Below are 22085 nucleotides of genomic sequence, written 5' to 3'. Positions count from 1 at the left end.
CCTGCGCAGCGGTTGTCGCAAATGAGCATGGCAGACGACTGCCATGCCCGGCGATACAGGGCAAACGCAAAAACTGTGGGATCAGGCGACGTTCTGCAATTCGGTCTGGGGTGTAATGCCCAGGGCAAAGCAAACATCCCGAGTAAGCTCAGGTCGGTTGAGCGTATAGAAATGCAGTTTGTCCACGCCGCCTTCTATCAGGTCCGAGCAGAGTTCGGTGCATAGCGCCGTCGCAAGAAGATCTTCGCGATCGTCCCGGATTGCTTTGTCAAATGCGTTCTCGATCCAGTCGGGAATGTGGGCGCCACAGCGTTTTGCAAAGTTACGCGCACCCTTCCAGTTCTCGATGGGAAGAATGCCCGGTACGATAGGCTTGTCGATCCCCGCTTTTTCGCAGGCATCGCGAAACCGGAAGAAGGTTTCAGCCTCGAAGAAGAATTGGGTCAACGCCTCGTCCGCGCCCGCATCCAGCTTGGCCTTTAACCAATCCACATCAGCGCGGGCATTGCGTGCTTCTGGATGTTTGTCCGGATAGGCGCCGACACGGATGCTGAACATCTCGGTCTCGGCCAGTGCAGAAATCAGTTCTACCGAGTTGGTGAATCCATCAGGGTGGGGGGCGAACCGGTCTTGACCTTTAGGGGGGTCGCCACGCAGGGCAACGATATCCTGAACGCCTGCGCGCGCGAATGTGTCTGCGATCTCAAGCGTCTCCTGACGCGAGGCATCGACACAGGTCAGATGCGCAGCAACAGGCAGCCCCGAGGATTTGTGCAAGGTTGCAACTGCATCACGCGTCAACTCACGTGTTGTACCACCAGCACCATAGGTCACCGATACAAACCGTGGGTTCAGCGGCGCCAAGGTCTGAACCGTATCCCAAAGGCGAAACGAGGCCTCCAGAGTCTGCGGCGGGAAGAACTCGAATGAAATCTCAGGCTTGGTCATGGTGGCCTCGTAGCTGTCATTTATGCCCTTGTGCCATCAGATGCATTGTGAGACAAACTCATATTGTTCAACAACAACATGAGTTGCGTGAGTAATGCATATCGAATTTCGCCACTTACGGACGATCAAAGCCATCCACGAATGCGGTGGGCTTGCGCGTGCAGCTGATCAGCTAAACATCACGCAATCCGCACTAAGTCACCAGATCAAGGGGTTGGAAGATCAGGCCGGGGTCGAGCTGTTTTTACGTCGATCCAAGCCGATGAAGTTGTCGGCAGCTGGTTTGCGGCTGCTGCGTCTCGCTGAACAAATTCTGCCTCAGGTCGAGGCGATGCAGGATGAGTTTTCATCGCTGCGCGACGGTCGCACCGGTCGGATGCACATTGCGATCGAATGTCACGCTTGTTTCGAGTGGCTGTTTCCGGTGCTTGAAGCTTTCCGTAAATCCTGGTCAGACGTTGATGTGGATATCCGCCCGGGCCTTGCATTCGACGCGTTGCCCGCCTTGCAGAAGGAAGAGGTTGATCTGGTGGTGTCCTCAGACCCCGAAGATCTGCCGGGTGTCGAATTTGTCGAACTCTTTGACTACCAGGCCGTATTTGTCGCGGCGTCTTCGCATCCATTGGCTGAAAAGCCCTATATCGAAGCTGAAGATTTCCGAGGTCAGACACTGATTACCTACCCGGTCGAACGAACCCGGTTGGATGTTTTCAGTCAGTTGCTGATCCCGGCCCGGGTCGAGCCGGCCTCGGTCCGGCAGGTCGAACTGACCGCAGTAATATTGTTGTTGGTCGCCTCGAACCGGGGCATCTCAGTTCTGCCCGATTGGGTGGTGCGCGAAGTGAAGTACAACTCTGATTATGTCACACGTCCTCTGACCAAGCAGGGCGTTACCCGCGGACTATACGCTGCAGTGCGTTGCGACGACCTTGAAAAGCCCTTTGTACAAGAGTTGGTAGAACTCGCACGAGCCGAAGCACACAAGCTGCAGGCACAGTAGCCTGCAGCATGCATGGAATTAACTTGTTAAACCAAGCCAGAAAACTCTTCAACAACACGGCTTCAATTTTACTAGCAAGCTCCGTAGCACCGTCGAAAGACCTCCTTGTCAAGCGCGGTTACCAGAACGCATACTCCGCTGGGTACAGGGCCAATAAAGCAAATCTTTAAACAAGCTTTCACTACCGTCCCATCGGGAATCCAGCCCGGCACTTTGAAGCATTCCTCAATGTCCACAATTGGAATTTTCAGACAAACTTTTCCATCTTCGACGGTTACCGAAATGCAGACTTCACCTACAATGAGCGGAGAAGCACCAAGCACTGCGTCCTTTGATGAACGCGCTGCTATGTTTTGTTCATCAAAATTGGCGCGCCCAGTTTCGATAAGTTGGTCAATTTCTCTTTGGGGAAACTCGTGATACGTAGCCATATGAGATCTCCTTAGAATTGCATCACAGTGATTTGTGCGAGTTCAATGTGCGGGCTGGCAGACGGACCAGAGCGATTCGACCTCCAGCGCGGATCAACAATTGCCTAACGACGAATAGCTGTCAGTGTCCAATTTCACATTGAACATCATTCCTCTTGGCAAGGGCGCGTTGCCCCAGTATACGCGCGGCTTGACTGGACAGGAGCCTTTGGAAAATGGTTGGCAGTGCAAATCTCAACATCATGATCAAGGCCGCGCGTAAGGCGGGGCGTTCTCTGGTCAAGGATTTTCGTGAAGTCGAGAACCTGCAGGTGTCGATGAAAGGTGCGGGCGACTTTGTGTCGAAGGCCGATATCGCGGCCGAAGCCATCCTGAAAGAGGAATTGCTGGGTGCCCGTCCGACCTATGGTTGGCTGGCCGAAGAGGGCGGCGCGATTGACGGCGAAGACCCGACTCGTCGCTGGATCGTCGACCCGCTGGATGGGACAACCAACTTCCTGCACGGGCTGCCGCACTGGGCCGTTTCAATCGCGTTGGAACATAAGGGCAAGATCGTTTCGGGTGTGATCTATGACCCTGCCAAGGATGAGATGTTCTTTGCTGAAAAAGGCGAAGGTGCGTGGATGAACGACATGCGCATCCGTGTGTCGGGCCGCCATCGCATGATCGAGTCGATCTTCGCGACAGGTCTGCCATTCGGTGGCCGTTCGGATCTGCCTGCGACCTTGCAGGACCTCGCCCGTCTGATGCCTGCCTGTGCTGGTGTTCGTCGCTGGGGTGCTGCCGCGCTGGACATGGCCTATGTGGCCGCCGGTCGTTACGAAGGCTTTTGGGAGCGTCGCCTGAACGCCTGGGATCTGGCCGCAGGCATCATCATCGTGAAAGAGGCGGGCGGCTTTGTTCAGGCGCTGAACCCCGAAGGCAGCGTGCTTGAGGATGGCGAAGTGATCTGCGCCAATGAACCGATCTTTGACAATTTCGCAAAGGTAATTCGGGGCTGATATTCAACCCCGGTCATTTGATCATGGTACGCGCGTCCGGTCCGGGCGCGCGTTTTGGTTTAGAAGTCGACCTCGATCGCGATCCCTTGCTGGACCGCCAGATCAACTGCCGCGCTGGCCACCGCAAGATCTTGCAGCCCCACGCCAGTACCGTCGAACACGGTCACCTCAGCCTCGGACACACGCCCGGAATGGGTGCCGTTGATGACCTCTCCGATCTGCCGGATATCGCCTTCGGCTTTCATTCCGGCAGCCACGGCATGCTGGCTTTCACCCAATGTCACGGCCTGCGCGACCTCGTCGGTAAAGACGCTTGCGCGGGCGATCAGGTCTGTGGCAACCTCTTGTTTGCCGACGGTATCAGTGCCCATACATGCGATGTGTGTGCCGTCGGAGACGTGCTCGGACATCAGTGTTGGCGCGAAGGAGGAGGTGATGGTGACAATCACGTCCGCCTGCGCCATGCCGGGCAGATCCACAGCCTCAAAAGGCAGCCCCGCTTCAGCCGCGACCTTTTCGAGATTTGGCAGCATTTCTGGATGCAAGTTCCAGCCTATGACTTTCTCAAAGTCCCGCTGTTCCAATGCCGCGCGCAATTGGAATGTCGCCTGATGCCCGGCGCCAACCATTCCGATCACCTTGGCATCCTTGCGTGCCAAATGGTTGATCGAAACCGACGAGGCTGCAGCCGTGCGCAGCGCGGTCAGCAGGTTGCCCCCAACGATGGCCCGAACGCGACCCGTATCTGGATCAAACAAAAACACGGTGGATTGGTGATTGATCAGCCCGTGCGTTTCCAGATTGTTTGGCCAATACCCGCCTGCTTTCAGGCCAAGGTTCATGCCCGCGCGATCAAACCCGCCCTTGAATCCATAGAGCGCATCCGCATGACCTATGGCCTCGCGCACGACCGGGAAGTTGTAGGCATCCCCAGCCGCCATCGCGGCAAACACTTGCTCAACCGCAGTATAGCTTTCCTGTCGGCCTAACAGAGCGCCGATTTCCTTTTCAGGAACGATGATCATCGCGTTTGTCTTTCTTTTTGATGGCATTAGTAAGGGCGGTGCTAAACGTCCGCCCTTGCATTCATCTGTAATTCAATAGGCCTTGCCACGGGCAGAGACCGGCCAAAGCGCTTCAACCTTGCCGCCGCGCACACCGACGTACCAGTCATGAACGTTGCAGGTCGGGTCACAGTGGCCGGGCACCAGCCGCAGCTTGTCGTTAACCTTCAACACTCCATCCGGGTCGCCAATCACGCCGTGTTCGTCCGAACACTTCAGGTATTCCACATCGTCCCGCCCAAAGATGAAGGGCAGGCCGCTATCGACGGATTGCGCCTTCAGGCCCGCATCGCAGATTGCCTTGTCCGCTTTGGCGTGGCTCATCACGCTGGTCAGAATGAACAAGGCGTTTTCCCATTCACCCTGATCGATCCGTTGACCGTCCTTGTCCAGAATCCGACCGTAATCAGCATCCATGAAGGCATAAGAGCCGCACTGCAGCTCGTTATAAACGCCCGAGTTGCTTTCGAAGTAATAAGACCCCGTACCGCCGCCCGAAACCAGCTCGCATTCGATCCCTTCAGCCTTCAATCCGTCGACGGCATCCTTGACCATGGCGATTGCGGTATCCAGTTTTTCTTTGCGCGCCTCATACGTATCCAGATGCTGCATCGCGCCTTGATAGGCCTGAATGCCGGTAAATTTCAGGTTGGGGGCGGCCTCAACAGCCTTGGCGATTTCGATCACGGCGGGGGTCGTGGTGACACCACAGCGGCCCGCGCCGCAGTCGATCTCGACAAAAACCTCCAATTCAGTGCCATGCTCAGCGGCAGCAGCAGACAGGTCAGCGACGTTGTCCACATCGTCGACGCAAACGATTGTGCGTGCACCAAGCTTCGGCAGGCGCGCCAGTCGGTCGATCTTGGCCGGGTCCCGCACTTGGTTCGAGACCAGAATGTCTTTGATGCCGCCGCGCGCAAATACCTCGGCCTCAGACACCTTTTGGCAGCAGACGCCGACTGCGCCGCCCAGTTGTTCCTGCAATTTCGCGACGTCCACGGATTTGTGCATTTTGCCATGCACCCGGTGCCGCATCCCATGCGCCTTGGCATAGTCGCCCATCTTCTTGATGTTACGCTCGAGCGCGTCCAGATCAAGGATCAGGCAAGGCGTCTGGATTTCGGATTCATCCATGCCGATCGCGGCAGGGATGTCATAGCCAACTTCGAATTGATCGATATTCATGGGTTTGTTCATCCTGTTTCTCCTTACCCTTTCAGCCAGGGCAGCTTATCCAGATCCACGTTGCCGCCGGTGATGATGACGCCGACGCGTTTGCCCCGGAACGTGTTGGGGTTCTTGAGAATGGTGGCCAGCGGGACCGCCGATGACGGCTCCATCACCACGCGCAAGTATTTCCAGGTGAGTTTCATTGCGTCGATGATCTCTTGCTCGGACGCGGTGAAGATGTCGGTCACATTGTTCGACACAAAGTGCCAAGTGTTTTCCTTGAGCGGCACCAACAGCCCGTCCGCCACCGTTTTGGGGGCATCGTCCGCAATGATATGACCCGCTTTGAAGGAACGGTACGCATCGTCCGCCTGCTCAGGCTCAGCCGCATAGATCGCGGTTCCTGGTGCAAGGTTCGAGACCGTCAGACAGGTGCCTGAGACCATCCCGCCACCGCCGATTGGCGCAATCACTGCATCCAGGCCATCGGTCTGCTCAAGCAATTCAGCCGAACATGTGGCCTGACCAGTGATAACACGAGGGTCGTTGTACGGGTGCACGAACTCTCCGCCTGTTCGGGCCTGCACCTCGGCAAACGTTGCCTCGCGGGAAGAGGTGGATGGCTCACATTCAGTGATCGTACCACCAAAGCGTCGTACCGCGTCTTTCTTGGCCTGCGGCGCGGTGCGCGGCATCACCACATTGCATGGAATGCCCCGGCGACCAGCCGCATATGACAGCGACAGGGCGTGGTTCCCGCTTGAGTGGGTGCAGACACCCTTGGTCGCCATTTCATCGCTTAGGCCGAAGACCGCATTACTGGCACCGCGCACTTTGAATGCACCTGCTTCCTGAAAGTTCTCGCATTTGAAGAACAGCTGTGCGCCGGTCAATTCATTCAGATAGTCCGAGGTCATTACCGGTGTGCGTCGGATGTGCGGCCCGATCCTTTCGTGCGCAGCCTGTACGTCGGCATAGGTCAGTTCGGCGACGGGGATTTGATCCAACATGACTGTCCTTCCTAAGCTGCGGCTTTTGCGTGGCTGGTTGAGCTGGCGCGATAGAATTCCTGCGCCGCAGCAACCCCGCTCCCAAGCTTCACTGGGTAGTTCAGATCGGCCATGGCCATCTCGACCGTGGCCAGCCCCGACAGGACCATAACATCGGTCAGGCTGCCCAAGTGGCCAATACGGAACGCTTTGCCATTCAACTCACCCAGACCAATGCCGAAGGATACCCCATAGGTGTTGAAGGCATGGTCAGTCAGTTCGTTGCTGTCGAAACCTTCGGGCACAAAAATGGCGCTGACGGTGTCCGAGTAGAGGTCAGGAGATTGTGCGACCAACTTCAGGCCCCAGGCCACAGTCGCGTGGCGCACACCTTCGGCAAGGCGAGTGTGGCGGGCATACACATTGTCCAACCCTTCCTCGAACAACATCTTAAGGCTTTCGCGCATGCCGTAGATCAGCTGCAGCGGCGGAGTATAGGGAAAGCCGCCAGACGCATTTGCCGACATCATATCACGGAAATCAAAGAAGGTGCGTGGCAGTTGCGCGGTCTCTATCGACGCCAGTGCCTTGGGGCTAACGCATAGGATTGCCATGCCGGTGGCCAGCATGAACCCCTTTTGCGACCCCGAGACCGCAATATCCACGCCCCACCGGTCAAACTCGAACGGCATTGAGGCCAGAGAGCTCACGCAATCCACAAACATCATGGCCGGGTGATGTGCCGCATCCATCGCATTGCGCACAGCGCTGATATCGGAACGCACACCTGTCGCGGTTTCGTTATGCGTCACCAATACGGCCTTGATTTCATGCGTTTTATCCGCGGACAGGATGGCCTCGAACCTGTCGGCTGGCGCGCCTGCTCCCCATGGGCATTCAACAATCTGAACGTCCAACCCGTGTCTTTCGCACAGATCGATCCAGCGATGGCTGAAGACGCCGTAGCGGGCGACAAGAACCTTGTCACCGGGGCTGAGCGTATTTGTAATAGCTGCCTCCCAACCGCCCGTTCCGCTGGCTGGAAAAGTGACGATCTGGCCTTCGGTGGTTCCAAAGACCTGTTTTGTATCCTCCAGTACCGGGGCGAAGGTTTCAACGAAGTCCGGGGCGCGGTGGTCTTGCGTCTGAACCTGCATGGCAAGGCGCAAACGATCAGGAATATTGGTTGGGCCTGGGATAAAGACCGGGTTTTGATGCGACATAACTCAATCCTCTGCTTTGGGCCCAAGTGTCGCTTGAACGGTTGCTTGTTGCAATTTTCTTGAAAAATATTTTCATTTTATCTGTTAAATTGATAAGGTGCTGAAACGGATAGGAATTCAGTTTATCAAAATGATCTCTGAGAATTCCGGGCCAAAAAAATTGGTTCGAGTTTTCGGGGGGAATCCGAAGGTCAGGTGAGAAATGGAAACGCAAAAGCGGCCGCGCGGCAGACCCAAATCGCTGTTTAAAGAAAGTTCGGCCGGGACCATGCAATCATTGGATCGGGCGCTGGGCGTACTGACCACTGTTGCCCGGCTAGAGCGCGTCGCGCTGAGCGATCTTGCCCGCGAGGTTGATGTTCCGACAGCCACCACGCATCGCATTCTGGTGACACTGCAAAAACACGGGTTCGTATCTTTTGATGAGGAACGGCAGGAATGGCTGGTCGGAATCGAAGCCTATCGGACCGGTGCGTCTTTTCTGCGGCGCAAGAGCGTTCTGGAAATCGGCAGGCCGATCCTGCGGCGTCTGATGCAAGACAGCGGTGAGACCGCAAATCTGGCCGTACCCGATGGAGCAGAGGTGGTCTTTGTCGGGCAGGTCGAAACTCAGAACCCCATCCGGGCCTTCTTTCCACCCGGTGCGCGGACGCCCATGTATGCGTCCGGTACAGGAAAGGCTATTCTCGCTGCGTTGAGCGAAGAGAGTTTAGGCAAAGTTCTGGGCCGGGTTGATCCGGTTGCTTTCACTGAAAATACGAAGTTGCCCGCTTCGGGCCTGTATGCAGATCTGGCTGAAACTCGTACCCGAGGTTGGTCTTACGATCACGAAGAACGGTATGAAGGTATGTCTTGCATTGGTGCGGCCATCTTCAATGACAGGGCTGAGCCTTGCGCCGGTATCTCGGTATCCGGACCCACCGTAAGGTTCAGCCGAGAACACGCGCCCGAGTTGGGCGATCTGGTCATGCGCGCGGCGCAAGAGATCACCCACCTGAGCGGCGGTAGGCTACCCAAGAGCTGACGCTTGATTATTTGCGCGGCACTCTGGGGATGCGTGATTGCGAGAGTTTGTACTTGTGTTCCGGATGCGGTGGATGGCCGTGGGTGCGGTTCCAGAACCCAGTCCCTCCGCGCCTGAGCCATAGGGGGATGCACAGGATCAGCCCAACAAAGAACCCTCCGGTATGCGCCCAATAGGCAACGCCACCTTCATCGGGATTGCTGGCCAGGCTGCCAAGGAATTGCAGGCCCAGCCAGACACCCAGCATGATAAAGGCCGGGATGGTAAAGATCCGGATATAGACGATCAGAATCAACAAGATATCCACGCGCGCTTTTGGGAAAAGCAGAAGATAGCCGCCCATGACACCGGCGATCGCTCCGGACGCGCCAATTGTTGGCACCACCGAATCCGGTGCCGAAATGACGTGAATCAGCCCCGCTCCGATTCCTGCCAGCAGATAGAACACGAGAAACAGCACATGCCCCATTTCGTCTTCGAGGTTGTCGCCGAATATCCACAGAAACAGCATGTTTCCCGCCAGATGCATCCAGCCCCCATGCAGGAACATTGACGTCACGAGTGTCTCGAACCCATAGCCGTCAGTTATCCGGGCAGGAATGACCGCGTAGTCAATATAAAGCTGATTGATCAGCCGCGCATTCTCCATGACACCCACATAGCTGAGGAAGATCAGTATGTTCGCAGCCATAAGGGCATAAACAACAAACGGAGTACGCCCCGAAGGGTTATGGTCTCGGATCGGAAACATGGCGCGACGCTGGGCTTTTCGCCGCCCAGCGTCAAGGTCCGGTTATGCCGCACCTCCCAGAAGGGCGGCGTTGCCTCCGGCGGCGGTGGTGTCGACACAGACATGGCGTTCCCCCAGCACCCGCGCACGGTCGGGCTGCCCGGGGATCAGCGGGATGATCGGGCCATCGCGCCGGGCCAAATGCTGCTCGATATGGCGGGCAGAGTCGTCGTCGCCCCACCACAGAACGCCCGAGAAACCGGTCAGGTTTTCAAGCCGGTGCAGATCCAGCATGCCCGTCATACGGATCGCTGTGCCGCCCAACGCTTTGACCGCATCCGCCTGAGCCTTGGCGGCCTCGTCCCCCGGACCCATGCACAAAAGCGGGGAGCGGGAATATTCGGTCAGGCGGTTCGATTCACCGGTGGGGCCAGGCAGCGATTGGGTGCTGGGCGTTGCAGGTTGCCCTTCGGACGCACCTGGTTCAGCCGAACTGTCCCAGCGTCCCGAAGCATTCTGCCGATCAGGCGCGCAGAACCGTGCCATATAGTTCGGACCGCCCGCCTTGGGGCCGGTGCCGGACAGACCTTCGCCACCGAAGGGTTGCGAGCCGACGATTGCGCCGATCTGGTTGCGGTTGACGTAGATATTACCGGCATGGATCGCCTCGGTCACATGCTGCACCCGGTCGTCGATCCGCGTGTGCAGGCCGAAAGTCAGGCCGTATCCCGTGGCATTGATATCCGCAATGACCTTGTCGATATCTTGCGCCTTGAACCGGACGACATGCAGAACCGGACCGAACACCTCGCGCTCTAGCGCCGAGATACCGGGTATCTCGATCAGGGTCGGTGCGATAAATGTACCCTCAGGAGGCGTTGTCATCTCCTTCAGTACCCGTCCTTCTGAACGGGCCTGGGCCACGTGGTCCGCGATGATTTGCCGGGCTTGCTCGTCAATGACCGGGCCGCAATCAGTTGATATCAGCCAAGGATCGCCCACATGCAAAGCGTCCATCGCCCCTTGCAACATGGTCAGAACGTCCTCGGCAATGTCCTCTTGCAGATAGAGGCAGCGCAGGGCCGAGCACCGCTGGCCTGCCGATTGGAACGCGCTTTCGATAATCGACTGCACGGCTTGTTCCGGCAACGCGGTGCTGTCTACGATCATCGCGTTCAGGCCGCCGGTCTCGGCGATCAATGGCGTGCCCGGACGCATATGCTGTGCCATGGCGGATCGGATTTTCAACGCGGTCGCGGTCGAGCCGGTAAAGGCCACGCCCGAGACGCGTTCATCCGACGTCAACGCCGCGCCCACTTTCGGCCCACCCGGAAGCAGTTGCATCGCATCGCGTGGAACACCTGCTTCGTGCATCAGCTGAACTGCGCGATGGGCGATCAGTGGCGTTTGCGGGGCAGGTGCTGCCAGCACGGCATTGCCAGTGGCCAACGCAGCCGATATCTGCCCGGTGAAGATCGCCAGAGGGAAGTTCCACGGGCTGATGCAGGTGAATATTCCGGCGGGTTTGGCGGCAGGAATATTGGCGGCGTAGTAGCGCAGGAAATCAACCGCTTCGCGCAGCTCGGCAACTGCATCGGGCACAGATTTTCCGGCTTCGCGGGCGAGCAGGGCAAACAGCTCTCCAAAATGCGCTTCGTAGAGATCGGCTGCTTTATTTAGAATGTCAGCGCGCTTCTCGGCTGAGGCCTGCCATGGGCAAGCGCTGGCCAACGCCAGTTCCACGTCTTCGGGGCTGGCCGCAGCAACCGAACCGGGGCGATCCTGCGGTTGCGCAGGATTGATCACGGGAGTGTCTGCCAAAGGCTGTGCATCATCCGACAATAAGGGGCGGGCGTACCAATGATGGGCGCGGAAGGCGTCGCGTGCGATGTCAATCTGGTCCAGCGTCGGCGTATGGTGCAGATCAAAGCCTTTCGAGTTTGGGCGTTCCGGTGCGAACAACTCAGGCCCGGTTGGCAGCGGTTTGCCAGGTGTTTGAACGGCCACGAACGGATCTGCGGCAACGGTTTCTGGGGCGACTTCCTCATCAACGATCTGATTGACGAACGAGGAATTTGCCCCGTTTTCCAGAAGGCGACGTACCAGATAGGCCAACAGATCCCGATGCGCGCCGACCGGAGCATAGATACGGCAGCGCGAGGTCCGCTTGTTGCGCACGATCTGATGCAGGGTCTCACCCATCCCGTGCAGGCGCTGGAATTCGAATGGCTGGCCGTCCGCCATATGTAGGATGGCGCTGACCGTATGGGCGTTATGCGTGGCAAATTGCGGATAGATACGGTCGGTCATTCCCAGCAGTTTGCGGGCGTTGGCGATATAGGACACATCCGTCGCCGCCTTATCGGTGAAGACCGGAAAACCATCGACGCCCTCGACTTGCGCGCGCTTGATCTCGGTATCCCAATAAGCGCCCTTGACCAGCCGTACCATCAGCTTGCGGTCGTGCCGCTGGGCCATCTCATAGAGCGTATCCAGCACCAACCCGGCGCGTGGGCCGTAGGCTTGCACGACGATGCCGAACCCGTCCCAACCGGCCAGTGCAGGCTCTGCCATAACTTCTTCGATCACCTGCAGCGAGAGCGACAGGCGATCTGCCTCTTCCGCGTCAACGTTCAGTCCCATGCCCGCCGCCTTGGCCAGCAAAGCCAGCGCGCGCAGCCGGGGCACCAGTTCGTCCATCACCCGTTGTTCCTGTGCCAGCTCATAACGGGGGTGCAGGGCCGACAGCTTGACCGAGATGCCCGGATTTTCGCGAATGTCTTTATGGGTGCAGGCCTCGGCAATAGCGGCGATCGCGCGCGAGTAAGACAGGTGATAGCGGGCAGCATCGGCCTCGGTCCGTGCCGCCTCGCCCAGCATGTCGTACGAGTAGGTATAGCCCTTATCTTCCATTCCTTTGGCGCGCTTCATGGCGGATTGAATGGTTTCGCCCAAAACGAACTGACGCCCCATTTCTTTCATCGCACGACCAACGGCGGTGCGGATCACTGGTTCACCCAGCCGCTTGATGGCCCCGCGCAGCGCGCCGACGGGCGAGGATTTGTCTTCGTCCAGGACCCGGCCTGTTAGCATCAACGCCCATGTCGACGCGTTCACCAGTGACGAGGATGATTGTCCCAGATGTTTTCCCCAGTCTGACGGGGCGATCTTGTCTTCGATCAGTGCGTCAATGGTATCCGCATCTGGCACACGCAACAGCGCTTCGGCCAAACACATAAGCGCAACGCCTTCATCAGTGGATAGGCCGTATTCAGCCAGAAACACTTCCATCATGCCAGGCGACGTGCTTGAGCGGATGTCGCGAACCAGCTGTGCTGCAGCCTCGCAAATGGCCGTTCGGTCGGCCTCTGACAGCTTGGCCTGAGAGATCAGCGCGTCCAGTACAGTGGACTGGTCGGCATAAGTTTGGGTGTCGATTTTGGTGCGTAGGCTGTGTGACATGTGTACTCCGGGGCTTTTGCCTAATATAACCGCCTATAGTCAGGAGAATGGACCGAATTTTCTCAAATTCTGGTCGAATTGACTGAAATATAGGAGCCTGATCATGCAAAACGACTTGTCCAGCCTTGATCGCTTTGACCGTGCGATCCTTACGGCATTAGCTGAAGATGGCCGCATCTCAGTGACGGACCTTGCGCGCAGGATCGGCTTGTCAAAATCGCCGACACAGGCGCGGCTCAAGCGGCTTGAGGCTGACGGGATCATCACAGGCTATCGCGCCATGTTGGACCCGATCCGTCTGGGCCTTGACCATGTGGCCTTTGTCGAGGTGCGTCTCACAGATACTCGTGAAAAAGCACTGGCCGAGTTCAATGCAGCGGTGCGCAGAGTTGCTGAGATTGAACAGGCTCATATGATCGCGTCCAACTTTGACTATCTGCTTAAAATCCGGACCCGATCGATGACGGAATACCGCACGGTGCTAGCCGAGAAAATCTCATCCCTGCCGCATGTTGCCAACACCTCCACCTTCGTTGCGATGGAGGCGGTGAAAGAAACCGGGTTGCTGGCTCCGCTATAAAGCAGTTGACCTAAACGACTGATGGATCAGGTTAGAGAGGATGAAAAACGTACTCATCGTTGCCATACTCGCTGGTTCTGCCGCTCAGGCTTCTGCAGATTGCCCGGTTGCGCCGGATCATATTTCTGGCGTCGACGCCCTGATTGCGCAAGCCCAAACCGCGTCGTCTGAGCGCGAGGCGCGGGGCATTTCGGGACGGATGTGGCAACTCTGGACCGATGCGCCGGACGCCCGATCTCAAACCCTGTTGGATCGCGGGATGTCTCTGCGCGAGTCTTGGGATTTGACCGGTGCGCTGGCCGAGTTTAACGCTCTGGTCACTTATTGCCCGGATTATGCCGAGGGGTACAATCAGCGGGCATTCGTCAACTATTTGCAGCAGGATTACGGTGCGGCCCTGATCGATCTGGATCGGGCCATTGAGCTGTCCCCGAACCATGTAGCGGCGCTTAGCGGGCGGGCATTATCGCTGTTGGGTCTCAAGCGGCTGGACGAAGCGCGTACGGCGCTGAACCATGCACTCGAACTGAACCCGTGGCTTTCAGAGCGTGCCTTGCTTGCGCCGGGCGGGTTGCTTGATCCACCGGGTGAGGATATTTGAATTGAGACGAAAAAGCGCCCCGGAACCAAAGTTCAGGGGCGCTTTTGATGCAAGGGCTTGTTTAGCCGACCAGCCCGTTGTCGGTGCGTTTGATCGCAATCACCGACGAACGCGGCGTACCGCCATCGGGCCAATTGCTGCCCGGATGCTGGATGCCAACAAACATGGTGCGCAGGTCGGTCGACCAGGCCAGACCGGTGACTTCACAGCCATTCGGGCCGGTCATGAAGCGCACAATCTCCCCGGTCACGGGATCGCCAACTAGCATCTGGTTATTGCCGTTTCCTGCGAATTCTTCCTCGTTGTCATCATTCCCGTCTGTCTGAATCCAGACCAGACCGGTCGAATCGATGGCCATGCCGTCGGGTGAGTTGAACAGGTTGCCTTCGTTCACATTTGCCGATCCGCCACGGTTATCCGAATGAACAGTTGGGTTTCCGGCCATGACATAGAGATCCCAATCAAAGCCAGTGGCCGCGTGATCTTCATCCGCTGGACGCCAGCGCACGATCTGGCCGTATTTGTTGGCCTCGCGCGGGTTAGGGCCGTTGACTGCAGTGTCATCGCCCCCAGCATTTGGCTTAACTCCACGGTTCTTGTTGTTGGTCAGGCAGCAATATGCTTCGACCGCAACAGGGCTTGAGGCCACCCATTCCGGGCGGTCCATTGTGGTGCCGCCCGCAGCCGATGCGGCCATACGGGTAAAGATCAGAATTTCGGCCGCGTCCATGCCGGTTGTTTCCGGCGTCAGCGGCAGCCATTCGCCGCTCATGTCGTCATTGAACTTGGCGACATATAGCGTGCCGTCATTCAACAAGCCCTGAGTGTCGACACCGGGCGCATAGGCCGCGTTCGAGACGAACCTGTAAAGATACTCGCCACGTTCATCGTCGCCCATATAGACCACGACACGACCGTCCGCAGCCAGCGCGACCTCAGCATTTTCATGCTTGAAGCGACCAAGGCCGGTGTGCTTGACCGGAGTGCTGTCGGGTTTGGTCGGGTCGATTTCAACGATCCAGCCTGCGCGGTGCGGCTCATTGGGGTTTTTCGAGGTGTCGAAGCGGGGGTCAAACAGTTCGTAGCCATTCCAGCTTTCGGCTTTGATGCCATAGCGTTTCATGCCGTCCGCGACCTTCTGATCGTAGCTGGCATTCTCGTCAGAGGAACCAAAGTAGCCGTTGAAATTTTCTTCGCAGGTCAGGTAGGTGCCCCACGGTGTCTTGCCGGAACCACAGTTGTTCATGGTGCCCAGCGACGCGGTTCCTGTCGGATCGGCCTCGGTCTTCAGTAGGTCATGACCAGCGGCGGGGCCGACGATCTTCATTGGAGTGTTGTGGTGGATCCGGCGGTTGAAGGGGCTGTCCTTAACGACCGCCCAGCCCGCAGGGCCTTCCTTGATCTCCATTACGGTCACGCCCTGGATGTTCTGCAACTTCAGAACTTCATCGGCACGGGTTGGAACACCTTCCTGCGCGGCAGGCAGGTTGATCTTGCGGTTCGGGTACTCGTGGTTGATCGCAATCAGCTCGTGACCCCGGAACGAGAATGTCTCCATCCCATCCGTATTCTCGCCAAAAACCTTGTCCGAGTTTTCAACCTTACCGCCATCGGTCAAATCGTATCCATCGGCCTCGGAAAACAGCGGATCACCCCAGCGCATTAGCATCTTCCACTCATAACCTTCCGGAACGTGGACTGTCCCATCGGTCTGGGCGGGAATCGGCGTGAAGGCAAAGCGTTGTGCATCGACCGCCTGTGCTGAAGTTGAGCCCAACAAACCAGCGCCCATCGCCGCAGCGCCCGACCCAAATGCCACAACTCCTGACAGGAAACCCCGTCGCGAGATAGCGCTTTCAACCACGCGGTCGAAGTCGTGTTCATCCGGGCGGGGGAAGTGCAACTCATCCCAATCGTCGGCGGAAAGGGTGGTGAGATCGACGTCTGTCATGGATAGCTCCTGGCTGTCTGAATTGGGTTTTGGTGAACAGCGTATATTCACGTAACATGACAGTTTGTTTTCAAACCGCAGGTTGAGTTATTCTCCATTTCGAAAACATCAGTTCAAAACAGGTAGTTTTCAATTGCTCCGCTCAATTTGGGTTGGCTGAGAACACTTGATATCCGCCCTCGTTGGCGAAAATAAGATTGATATCCCAGCCCGCAGTCTTGAAACTGTCTTCGATACGTCGCCAAAACGGTCGATCCAGAACAATGATGTAATCAATCTTACGTTCCCGCCCCAACACATCAAATGCTCGCCATCGTTCTTTACCATTCGAGGGGGCAGTGAATTCCTCGTGAAATTTGATCGCGGAAGGCGACTTCAAGCCGACAAGATCAACGAACCGAATGTTTTGATTCGAGACTGTTGAGGCGATCTTCCAGGGTATAAAGCCTGCGTCGTGAACACCTACTACAGAATTCGACGGTAAATTCTCAGTCATCCATTCCGCTGTAATAAGACGCTCTTCGCTACCCGATTTCCATTGTATGGTGTAGACTGGCCAACTGCTTGTCGCAAAAGCGTATACCGACAGGAGGGCACCGATCACAAAGACCGGGGCCGAAGAAACTTGACGCGCCGTCAGGACCGCTGTCCAAGATGCAATTGCAATTGGTAGCAACGGATACAGGTAGCGGAAATCGTTGTGATACAGAGCACCCGGTAGTTTCAGAGCTGATGAGAGCACAAAAATTCCGAAAAAAGCTAAGGCAACCCAGCCTCCCCTAAGGAATGGTGCGAAGACCAAGCCCGAGAAAACCACAAGCAGATTGGTCTCGACCACGGCGCGCAGAGCGACCATCAGTCGACTAGAGAAAACTTCACCTTTCTCTGCAAAAAAAGCCTCTTTCGCGCCGGCGGTATCAGGCCAAACACTGCCTAGAATCAGAACGCTCACAAGTGCCAAGATTATGTAGGCGGATGCGGAAATGAAAAAAATCTTGACGCAGTACGCGTAGTTGATCGGCTTCACGACGATGATAGAAATGAACAAGAGAGCAGAAAGAACGTAAAACTCCGGTCTGATAAAAGGCATTATGCCAATCAATATCGATAGCGCGACGTGGCGATTGGTTTGGCGTAGAAAAAAGGCCCAAGTGATGGCTGCCATTGCCATACCAGTCTCTAGGCCATTCATAAGGTGGAGCCACGCGAATCCTAATAAGAGACCCGCAATCGACCCAGATGCTGCAACAATCCGAGAGCCTGACACGGAACACAGTAACAACCATAACCCAATCATATATGCGCCGGCGCTTAGAACGCTCAAGGCCAAGCTGGCCTCTGGTGTAGTGGTGAATTGCGATAAAAAGGCCAGCACGAGAAAATGAACCAAGCTACTTGCGCCGGTCGGACCATCATTGCCGTAAAGATCTGAGCGCCCCGAAAGAAACAGATCCACGTTTCCGATTGTTATATAGGCATCATCCAAAGGCATCCATACGGGCGACTGCTGCGAGAGTGTCAACACGATCAGGCAAGTGAACACTAAGGCTGGGATAAGCATACATAGTGTTTTTCTCCAGTGTGAGTTAGATGCCGGAATCAAGTTACTTCCCTTGCATTTGGTGGTGACCCAGATCTGTTTTCCATCGCTAATTAACGACCATTGAATTGCCACGACTTCCCTTTTTGCCGCCCATCTGAAAATTTCTTGAAGATCGTGTCATTGATGTCGTGCGCCGTATCTGAGGCTGAAAACACAACTTCGCGCTTGACGATGGTTGGTACATAAAATAATCAGCGCAAGCACTGAGCGGGTATAGCTTAATGGTAAAGCCCCTGCCTTCCAAGCAGGCTATGTCGGTTCGATTCCGTCTACCCGCTCCAACTCAGCCCCTCCATCTCTAACATTCCGGTCGAATGCGTCAAAAGGCCCGGATCGTGCGCCGAATTGCGCCCAAAGCTTGACCCCATTGTCCCACGCCGCCATGAAACGTTGATTGACGCCTGATAAGGGCTGCGACCAGAATACAAGGGCCAGATATGGCAAGAACACGCTCCGCCAATCCAGCAAATGCACAAGCGCCCGGCGCCTACGATGAACGGGCTAGGTCTAAAAAAATTGGCGTGCTGCGGTCATTGTGGCCGTTTATGAAGCCCTATCGACTGCTGATGATCGGCGCGACACTGGCGTTGATCCTGACGGCCAGCATGACGCTGACATTGCCCTTGGCTGTGCGGCGTGTGGTCGACAATTTCCGCATCGAAGATGGTGATTTGCTTGAATGGTACTTTCTGGCCGCCCTCGGTATTGCCGGGATTCTCGCCGTGGGTACGGGTATTCGCTATGCTTTGGTGACCCGGTTGGGTGAACGTGTGGTGGCCGATATCCGAAAGGCGGTTTTTGACCGCGTGATCGGGATGAGCCCCGAGTTTTACGAGCGCATCATGACCGGCGAAGTTCTGAGCCGGATCACCACCGACACAACGCTGATCCAATCGGTGCTGGGATCGTCTGTGTCCATCGCGCTCCGCAATCTTTTGATGTTCGTCGGCGGACTGGTGCTGATGCTGCTGACGTCGGCCAAGCTGACTGGGATGGTGTTGCTGCTGATTCCGCTGGTGGTTGTGCCAATATTGGTACTGGGCCGCAGGTTACGGGTGATCAGCCGGGAAAATCAGGACTGGATTGCGGCGTCCTCTGGAAATGCCGGCGAGGCGTTGGGTGCGGTGCAAACCGTGCAGGCTTTTACTCATGAGGACGCCAGCAGGACGCAGTTCGGAGAGATGACAGAAACTTCGTACGAAGTTTCTCTGCGTCGGATCCAGACCCGTGCGATTCTGACCGTCATTGTGATCTTTCTCGTCTTCTCGGGCATCGTTGGCGTGCTGTGGATGGGTGCGAATGATGTGCGTAACGGGGTTATGACCGAGGGCGTGTTGATCCAGTTTGTGATCTATTCGATCATCATGGCGGGTTCAGTCGCGGCGTTGTCCGAAATCTGGAGCGAGTTGCAGCGCGCTGCAGGTGCGACGGAGCGTTTGGTCGAGCTGCTGAACGCTGAGGATACCGTCAATGATCCGTCGCAGGCCAAGGATTTGCCTGTACCCGTACGCGGAGAGATACGTTTTGACGATGTGACATTCCACTATCCCGCGCGCCCGGACGTCGTTGCGCTGGATCACTTGTCACTTCAAATCAAACCCGGGGAGACAGTGGCCTTTGTCGGCCCGTCTGGTGCGGGCAAGACAACAGTCATCCAGATGATTCAGCGGTTCTATGATCCCGATGCGGGACAGGTCAGCCTTGATGGGCTCGACCTGCGCGAGTTGAACCGTGACGACTTCCGTCAGCACATCGCGCTGGTCCCGCAAGACCCCGTGATCTTTGCCGCTTCGGCGCGCGAGAATATCCGCTTTGGCCGTCTGGACGCCTCAGATGCCGAAGTCGAGTCCGCCGCCCGAGCCGCTGCCGCGCATGAGTTCATCTCGGCTTTGCCCGAAGGGTATGACAGCTTTGTAGGCGAACGGGGCGTAATGCTGTCGGGTGGTCAGAAGCAACGTATCGCGATCGCACGTGCCATCCTGCGCGACGCACCGGTGCTGCTGCTGGACGAGGCGACCTCGGCTTTGGACGCAGAAAGCGAACGTGCGGTGCAGGGTGCGGTCGATAACATGAGGGCAGGGCGCACCACTCTGATCGTGGCGCACCGCCTGGCGACCGTTAAGAAGGCAGACCGGATTGTCGTGCTGGAAGCCGGGCGCATTGTGGCGCAGGGTACCCATAACGATCTGGTGGCGCAGGACGGTTTGTATGCCCGCCTCGCACGCTTGCAGTTCACCGACGGGGTGGCTGCAGAATAAAGTGACGCTCCGGCACATCTCGTTTCGCCGTAGCGTCATTCTACATATTCCCGGACCTGATCGCTAAGCCCTTGCTTGCGCATGGTGTGTTTTGCTTCCATCTTGGAGGTGACAAACAAGCCTGTGCGCGACACGGGAGACAGATCAGGGGAGGAGCCACATGGCCTTTGTGGGATTGGAAGACAAGGCGCGCATCGAGCAGGAGATGACGTGGGAGGATCGGGATGTACCCGTCACCTTCCACCAGCTGTTGTCGCGGACGGCGGGCAAGTTCCCGAACCACAAAGCGATCAGCTTTCAGTTGTTGTCTGGACCGAGTGACAAAGCTGAGACGCTGACATGGTCCGAACTGCTGGGAAAAGTCAACCAAGCGGCCAATCTGTTCCGTTCCCTTGGCATCGGAGAAAACGATGTGGTGGCTTATGTGCTGCCCAACTGTAACGAGACGCTGGTCACCATGATGGGCGGTGCGGTGGCCGGGATCGTGAACCCGATCAACCCATTGCTGGAGCCGGAGCAGATCGCGGCGATCCTGCGTGAGACCAAGGCGAAGGTCGTGGTCACGCTGAAATCCTTCCCCAAAACCGATGTAGCCCAAAAGGTTGAAGAAGCAGTACGCCACGCTCCGGGCGTCAACACGATCCTTGAGATCGACCTGAATCGCTATCTGACGCCGCCAAAATCCTGGCTTGTACCATTCCTGCGCCCAAAGATGGGCGACAAGGAAAAGCTGGCCCATGCGGATTACAAGAACTTCATTGATGAGCTGAACAAGCAGCCTAAGACGCTGAACTTTGAGGACAGCCAGGAAGATCGCGTGGCGTGCTATTTCCACACGGGTGGCACAACGGGCATGCCGAAAGTAGCGCAGCACAAATATTCGGGCCTTATCTACAATGGCTGGTTGGGGAACACGCTGCTGTTTGACGAAAACGACGTCATCATGTGCCCTCTGCCGATGTTCCATGTCTTTGCGGTGCATGTCATCGTAATGGCGGCGGTGTCGTCTGGTGCACATGTGGTATTCCCGACGCCTGCGGGGTATCGCGGTGATGGCGTATTCGACAATTTCTGGAAACTGATCGAACGCTGGAAGGTTTCGTTCATCATCACGGTGCCGACGGCGATCTCGGCCAAAATGCAGCGTCCTGTGGATGCGGATATATCCAGCGTGAAAACGGCCTTTTCGGGATCAGCTCCGTTGCCGGTCGAACTGTTTCGTCGGTTTGAAGAAGCGACGGGTGTCACCATTGTCGAAGGCTATGGCCTGACCGAGGCGACTTGTCTGGTGTCATGCAACCCCGTGGATGGGGAAAAGAAGATCGGCTCGATCGGCATCCCGTTCCCCTATACGGACGTCAAAATCCTGCAGGACGGGCCGGATGGACCAGACGAGTGCGGCACTGACCAAATAGGTGAGATCTGCATTTCGAACCCCGGCGTTTACGCGGGCAACACGTATACCGAAACCGATAAGAACACCAACCTCTATCATTTCGACAAATACCTGCGCACAGGCGATCTGGGACGGTTTGATGAGGACGGTTATCTGTGGATCACTGGTCGCGCGAAGGACCTGATCATTCGCGGCGGACACAATATCGACCCTGCTGAAATCGAAGAGGCTTTGCTGGGCCATGACGCGGTCGCCTTTGCCGGGGCCATCGGTCAGCCCGATGCGCATTCGGGTGAGGTGCCTTGCGCCTTTGTTGAACTGGTCGAGGGGGCCTCGGTCACCGAACAGGAGCTGATGGACTATTGCAAGGTTCACGTTCACGAACGCGCGGCGCAGCCCAAGCATATGACCATTCTGGACGAGTTGCCGAAGACCGCCGTTGGCAAGGTCTTCAAACCCGATCTGCGCAAGCAGGCCATCACGCGCATCTACAACGGTGCTTTGGACGCCGCAGGCATACCAGCGCGGGTCGTTTCGGTAATCGATGATAAGAAGCGGGGTCTTGTCGCGCAGCTTGACGCGAATGGGTCTTCCGAGGACGATGTCTCAAAAGTGTTGGGTTCGTTCACCCAGCCGTGGGAGTGGTCTGAATAA

Annotated in this window: 18 protein-coding genes and 1 tRNA gene; 8 read left to right on the top strand and 11 right to left on the bottom strand. The window is 56.9% G+C overall.

All coding sequences use genetic code 11. The annotated features are described in order from the left end of the window. Positions 1–81: 81 nt before the first annotated feature. Positions 82–948 carry a methylenetetrahydrofolate reductase [NAD(P)H] gene (gene metF, locus ACR0A1_RS09025; RefSeq protein WP_170401700.1) on the bottom strand — a complete coding sequence of 289 codons (867 nt, stop codon included), beginning with the start codon at positions 946–948 and terminating at the stop codon, positions 82–84. 94 nt (positions 949–1042) lie between these two features. Between metF and ACR0A1_RS09020 the strand changes: the two genes are divergently transcribed. Continuing rightward, entirely contained in the window at positions 1043–1948 is a 906-nt protein-coding gene (locus tag ACR0A1_RS09020) for a LysR family transcriptional regulator (RefSeq protein ID WP_170420656.1), read from the top strand. A gap of 71 nt (positions 1949–2019) precedes the next feature. Here the strand turns inward: ACR0A1_RS09020 and ACR0A1_RS09015 are convergent, their stop codons facing one another. Next, positions 2020–2379 carry a hypothetical protein gene (locus ACR0A1_RS09015; RefSeq protein ID WP_170420658.1) on the bottom strand — a complete coding sequence of 120 codons (360 nt, stop codon included), beginning with the start codon at positions 2377–2379 and terminating at the stop codon, positions 2020–2022. 215 nt (positions 2380–2594) lie between these two features. Between ACR0A1_RS09015 and ACR0A1_RS09010 the strand changes: the two genes are divergently transcribed. Then, the gene (locus ACR0A1_RS09010; RefSeq protein ID WP_170392295.1) at positions 2595–3380 is read left to right on the top strand and encodes an inositol monophosphatase family protein; all 786 of its coding nucleotides are present in this window, start codon (positions 2595–2597) and stop codon (positions 3378–3380) included. A 59-nt stretch (positions 3381–3439) separates the two neighbouring features. Here ACR0A1_RS09010 and bhcD read toward each other — a convergent pair whose 3' ends face one another. From bhcD to bhcA, 4 genes are all read right to left on the bottom strand, one after another. Next, a complete protein-coding gene (bhcD, locus tag ACR0A1_RS09005; RefSeq protein WP_480867148.1) occupies positions 3440–4405 on the bottom strand; it encodes an iminosuccinate reductase BhcD in 966 nt (321 codons plus the stop codon). A 72-nt stretch (positions 4406–4477) separates the two neighbouring features. After that, a complete protein-coding gene (gene bhcC / locus ACR0A1_RS09000; RefSeq protein WP_480867146.1) occupies positions 4478–5641 on the bottom strand; it encodes a 3-hydroxy-D-aspartate aldolase BhcC in 1164 nt (387 codons plus the stop codon). 11 nt (positions 5642–5652) lie between these two features. Beyond that, a complete protein-coding gene (gene bhcB / locus ACR0A1_RS08995; RefSeq protein WP_480867144.1) occupies positions 5653–6624 on the bottom strand; it encodes a beta-hydroxyaspartate dehydratase BhcB in 972 nt (323 codons plus the stop codon). An 11-nt stretch (positions 6625–6635) separates the two neighbouring features. Further along, on the bottom strand, positions 6636–7826 hold the full coding sequence (gene bhcA, locus ACR0A1_RS08990; protein WP_480867142.1) for an L-aspartate--glyoxylate aminotransferase BhcA: 1191 nt from the start codon (positions 7824–7826) through the stop codon (positions 6636–6638). A gap of 202 nt (positions 7827–8028) precedes the next feature. Here bhcA and ACR0A1_RS08985 point away from each other — a divergent pair, with 202 nt between their 5' ends. After that, a complete protein-coding gene (locus ACR0A1_RS08985) occupies positions 8029–8850 on the top strand; it encodes an IclR family transcriptional regulator (protein ID WP_170625223.1) in 822 nt (273 codons plus the stop codon). A 7-nt stretch (positions 8851–8857) separates the two neighbouring features. On the opposite strand, the gene ACR0A1_RS08980 is transcribed toward ACR0A1_RS08985, so the two are convergent. Next, on the bottom strand, positions 8858–9601 hold the full coding sequence (locus ACR0A1_RS08980; protein ID WP_170732976.1) for a rhomboid family intramembrane serine protease: 744 nt from the start codon (positions 9599–9601) through the stop codon (positions 8858–8860). Between the two features lie 42 nt (positions 9602–9643). Continuing rightward, positions 9644–13042: a bifunctional proline dehydrogenase/L-glutamate gamma-semialdehyde dehydrogenase PutA gene (gene putA / locus ACR0A1_RS08975; RefSeq protein WP_480867139.1), complete on the bottom strand. Its 3399-nt coding sequence runs from the start codon at positions 13040–13042 to the stop codon at positions 9644–9646. Between the two features lie 103 nt (positions 13043–13145). On the opposite strand from putA, the gene ACR0A1_RS08970 reads away from it, so the two are divergent. After that, positions 13146–13622: a winged helix-turn-helix transcriptional regulator gene (locus ACR0A1_RS08970; RefSeq protein WP_170401672.1), complete on the top strand. Its 477-nt coding sequence runs from the start codon at positions 13146–13148 to the stop codon at positions 13620–13622. Between the two features lie 40 nt (positions 13623–13662). Continuing rightward, the gene (locus ACR0A1_RS08965) at positions 13663–14223 is read left to right on the top strand and encodes a tetratricopeptide repeat protein (protein ID WP_170594629.1); all 561 of its coding nucleotides are present in this window, start codon (positions 13663–13665) and stop codon (positions 14221–14223) included. Positions 14224–14284: 61 nt separating this feature from the next. Here ACR0A1_RS08965 and ACR0A1_RS08960 read toward each other — a convergent pair whose 3' ends face one another. Together ACR0A1_RS08960 and ACR0A1_RS08955 are read right to left on the bottom strand one after the other, a co-directional pair. Beyond that, complete coding sequence (locus tag ACR0A1_RS08960) at positions 14285–16174, bottom strand: PhoX family protein (protein WP_170392275.1); 1890 nt, start codon at positions 16172–16174, stop codon at positions 14285–14287. Positions 16175–16316: 142 nt separating this feature from the next. After that, positions 16317–17849, bottom strand: a complete 1533-nt coding sequence (locus ACR0A1_RS08955; RefSeq protein WP_480867137.1) for a hypothetical protein — start codon at positions 17847–17849, stop codon at positions 16317–16319. Positions 17850–17984: 135 nt separating this feature from the next. Here ACR0A1_RS08955 and ACR0A1_RS08950 point away from each other — a divergent pair. Next, positions 17985–18058: transfer RNA gene (locus tag ACR0A1_RS08950), tRNA-Gly, on the top strand. Here the strand turns inward: ACR0A1_RS08950 and ACR0A1_RS08945 are convergent. After that, entirely contained in the window at positions 18027–18221 is a 195-nt protein-coding gene (locus ACR0A1_RS08945) for a hypothetical protein (protein ID WP_170392271.1), read from the bottom strand. The genes ACR0A1_RS08950 and ACR0A1_RS08945 overlap by 32 nt on opposite strands. On the opposite strand from ACR0A1_RS08945, the gene ACR0A1_RS08940 reads away from it, so the two are divergent. Together ACR0A1_RS08940 and ACR0A1_RS08935 are read left to right on the top strand one after the other, a co-directional pair. Further along, positions 18215–20035 (top strand): ABC transporter transmembrane domain-containing protein, encoded by a 1821-nt coding sequence (locus tag ACR0A1_RS08940; protein WP_170392269.1) that lies wholly within the window; start codon positions 18215–18217, stop codon positions 20033–20035. The genes ACR0A1_RS08945 and ACR0A1_RS08940 overlap by 7 nt on opposite strands. A 160-nt stretch (positions 20036–20195) precedes the next feature. Continuing rightward, positions 20196–22085: an acyl-CoA synthetase gene (locus ACR0A1_RS08935; protein WP_480867134.1), complete on the top strand. Its 1890-nt coding sequence runs from the start codon at positions 20196–20198 to the stop codon at positions 22083–22085.

The sequence above is a fragment of the Ruegeria sp. D6 genome (genome assembly GCF_056534365.1).
This window is presented reverse-complemented; position numbering and strand designations above follow the sequence as displayed.

What these genes read in the sequence shown, in the direction of transcription:
- bhcD (WP_480867148.1), bottom strand. Translation starts at nt 4,405, where the DNA reads ATGATCATCGTTCCTGAAAAGGAAATCGGCGCTCTGTTAGGCCGACAG.
- ACR0A1_RS08965 (WP_170594629.1), top strand. Translation starts at nt 13,663, where the DNA reads ATGAAAAACGTACTCATCGTTGCCATACTCGCTGGTTCTGCCGCTCAG.
- ACR0A1_RS08935 (WP_480867134.1), top strand. Translation starts at nt 20,196, where the DNA reads ATGGCCTTTGTGGGATTGGAAGACAAGGCGCGCATCGAGCAGGAGATG.
- bhcB (WP_480867144.1), bottom strand. Translation starts at nt 6,624, where the DNA reads ATGTTGGATCAAATCCCCGTCGCCGAACTGACCTATGCCGACGTACAG.
- ACR0A1_RS09020 (WP_170420656.1), top strand. Translation starts at nt 1,043, where the DNA reads ATGCATATCGAATTTCGCCACTTACGGACGATCAAAGCCATCCACGAA.
- ACR0A1_RS08970 (WP_170401672.1), top strand. Translation starts at nt 13,146, where the DNA reads ATGCAAAACGACTTGTCCAGCCTTGATCGCTTTGACCGTGCGATCCTT.
- ACR0A1_RS08985 (WP_170625223.1), top strand. Translation starts at nt 8,029, where the DNA reads ATGGAAACGCAAAAGCGGCCGCGCGGCAGACCCAAATCGCTGTTTAAA.
- ACR0A1_RS09010 (WP_170392295.1), top strand. Translation starts at nt 2,595, where the DNA reads ATGGTTGGCAGTGCAAATCTCAACATCATGATCAAGGCCGCGCGTAAG.
- ACR0A1_RS08980 (WP_170732976.1), bottom strand. Translation starts at nt 9,601, where the DNA reads ATGTTTCCGATCCGAGACCATAACCCTTCGGGGCGTACTCCGTTTGTT.
- ACR0A1_RS08940 (WP_170392269.1), top strand. Translation starts at nt 18,215, where the DNA reads ATGGCAAGAACACGCTCCGCCAATCCAGCAAATGCACAAGCGCCCGGC.
- putA (WP_480867139.1), bottom strand. Translation starts at nt 13,042, where the DNA reads ATGTCACACAGCCTACGCACCAAAATCGACACCCAAACTTATGCCGAC.
- bhcC (WP_480867146.1), bottom strand. Translation starts at nt 5,641, where the DNA reads ATGAACAAACCCATGAATATCGATCAATTCGAAGTTGGCTATGACATC.
- ACR0A1_RS08960 (WP_170392275.1), bottom strand. Translation starts at nt 16,174, where the DNA reads ATGACAGACGTCGATCTCACCACCCTTTCCGCCGACGATTGGGATGAG.
- bhcA (WP_480867142.1), bottom strand. Translation starts at nt 7,826, where the DNA reads ATGTCGCATCAAAACCCGGTCTTTATCCCAGGCCCAACCAATATTCCT.
- ACR0A1_RS09015 (WP_170420658.1), bottom strand. Translation starts at nt 2,379, where the DNA reads ATGGCTACGTATCACGAGTTTCCCCAAAGAGAAATTGACCAACTTATC.
- metF (WP_170401700.1), bottom strand. Translation starts at nt 948, where the DNA reads ATGACCAAGCCTGAGATTTCATTCGAGTTCTTCCCGCCGCAGACTCTG.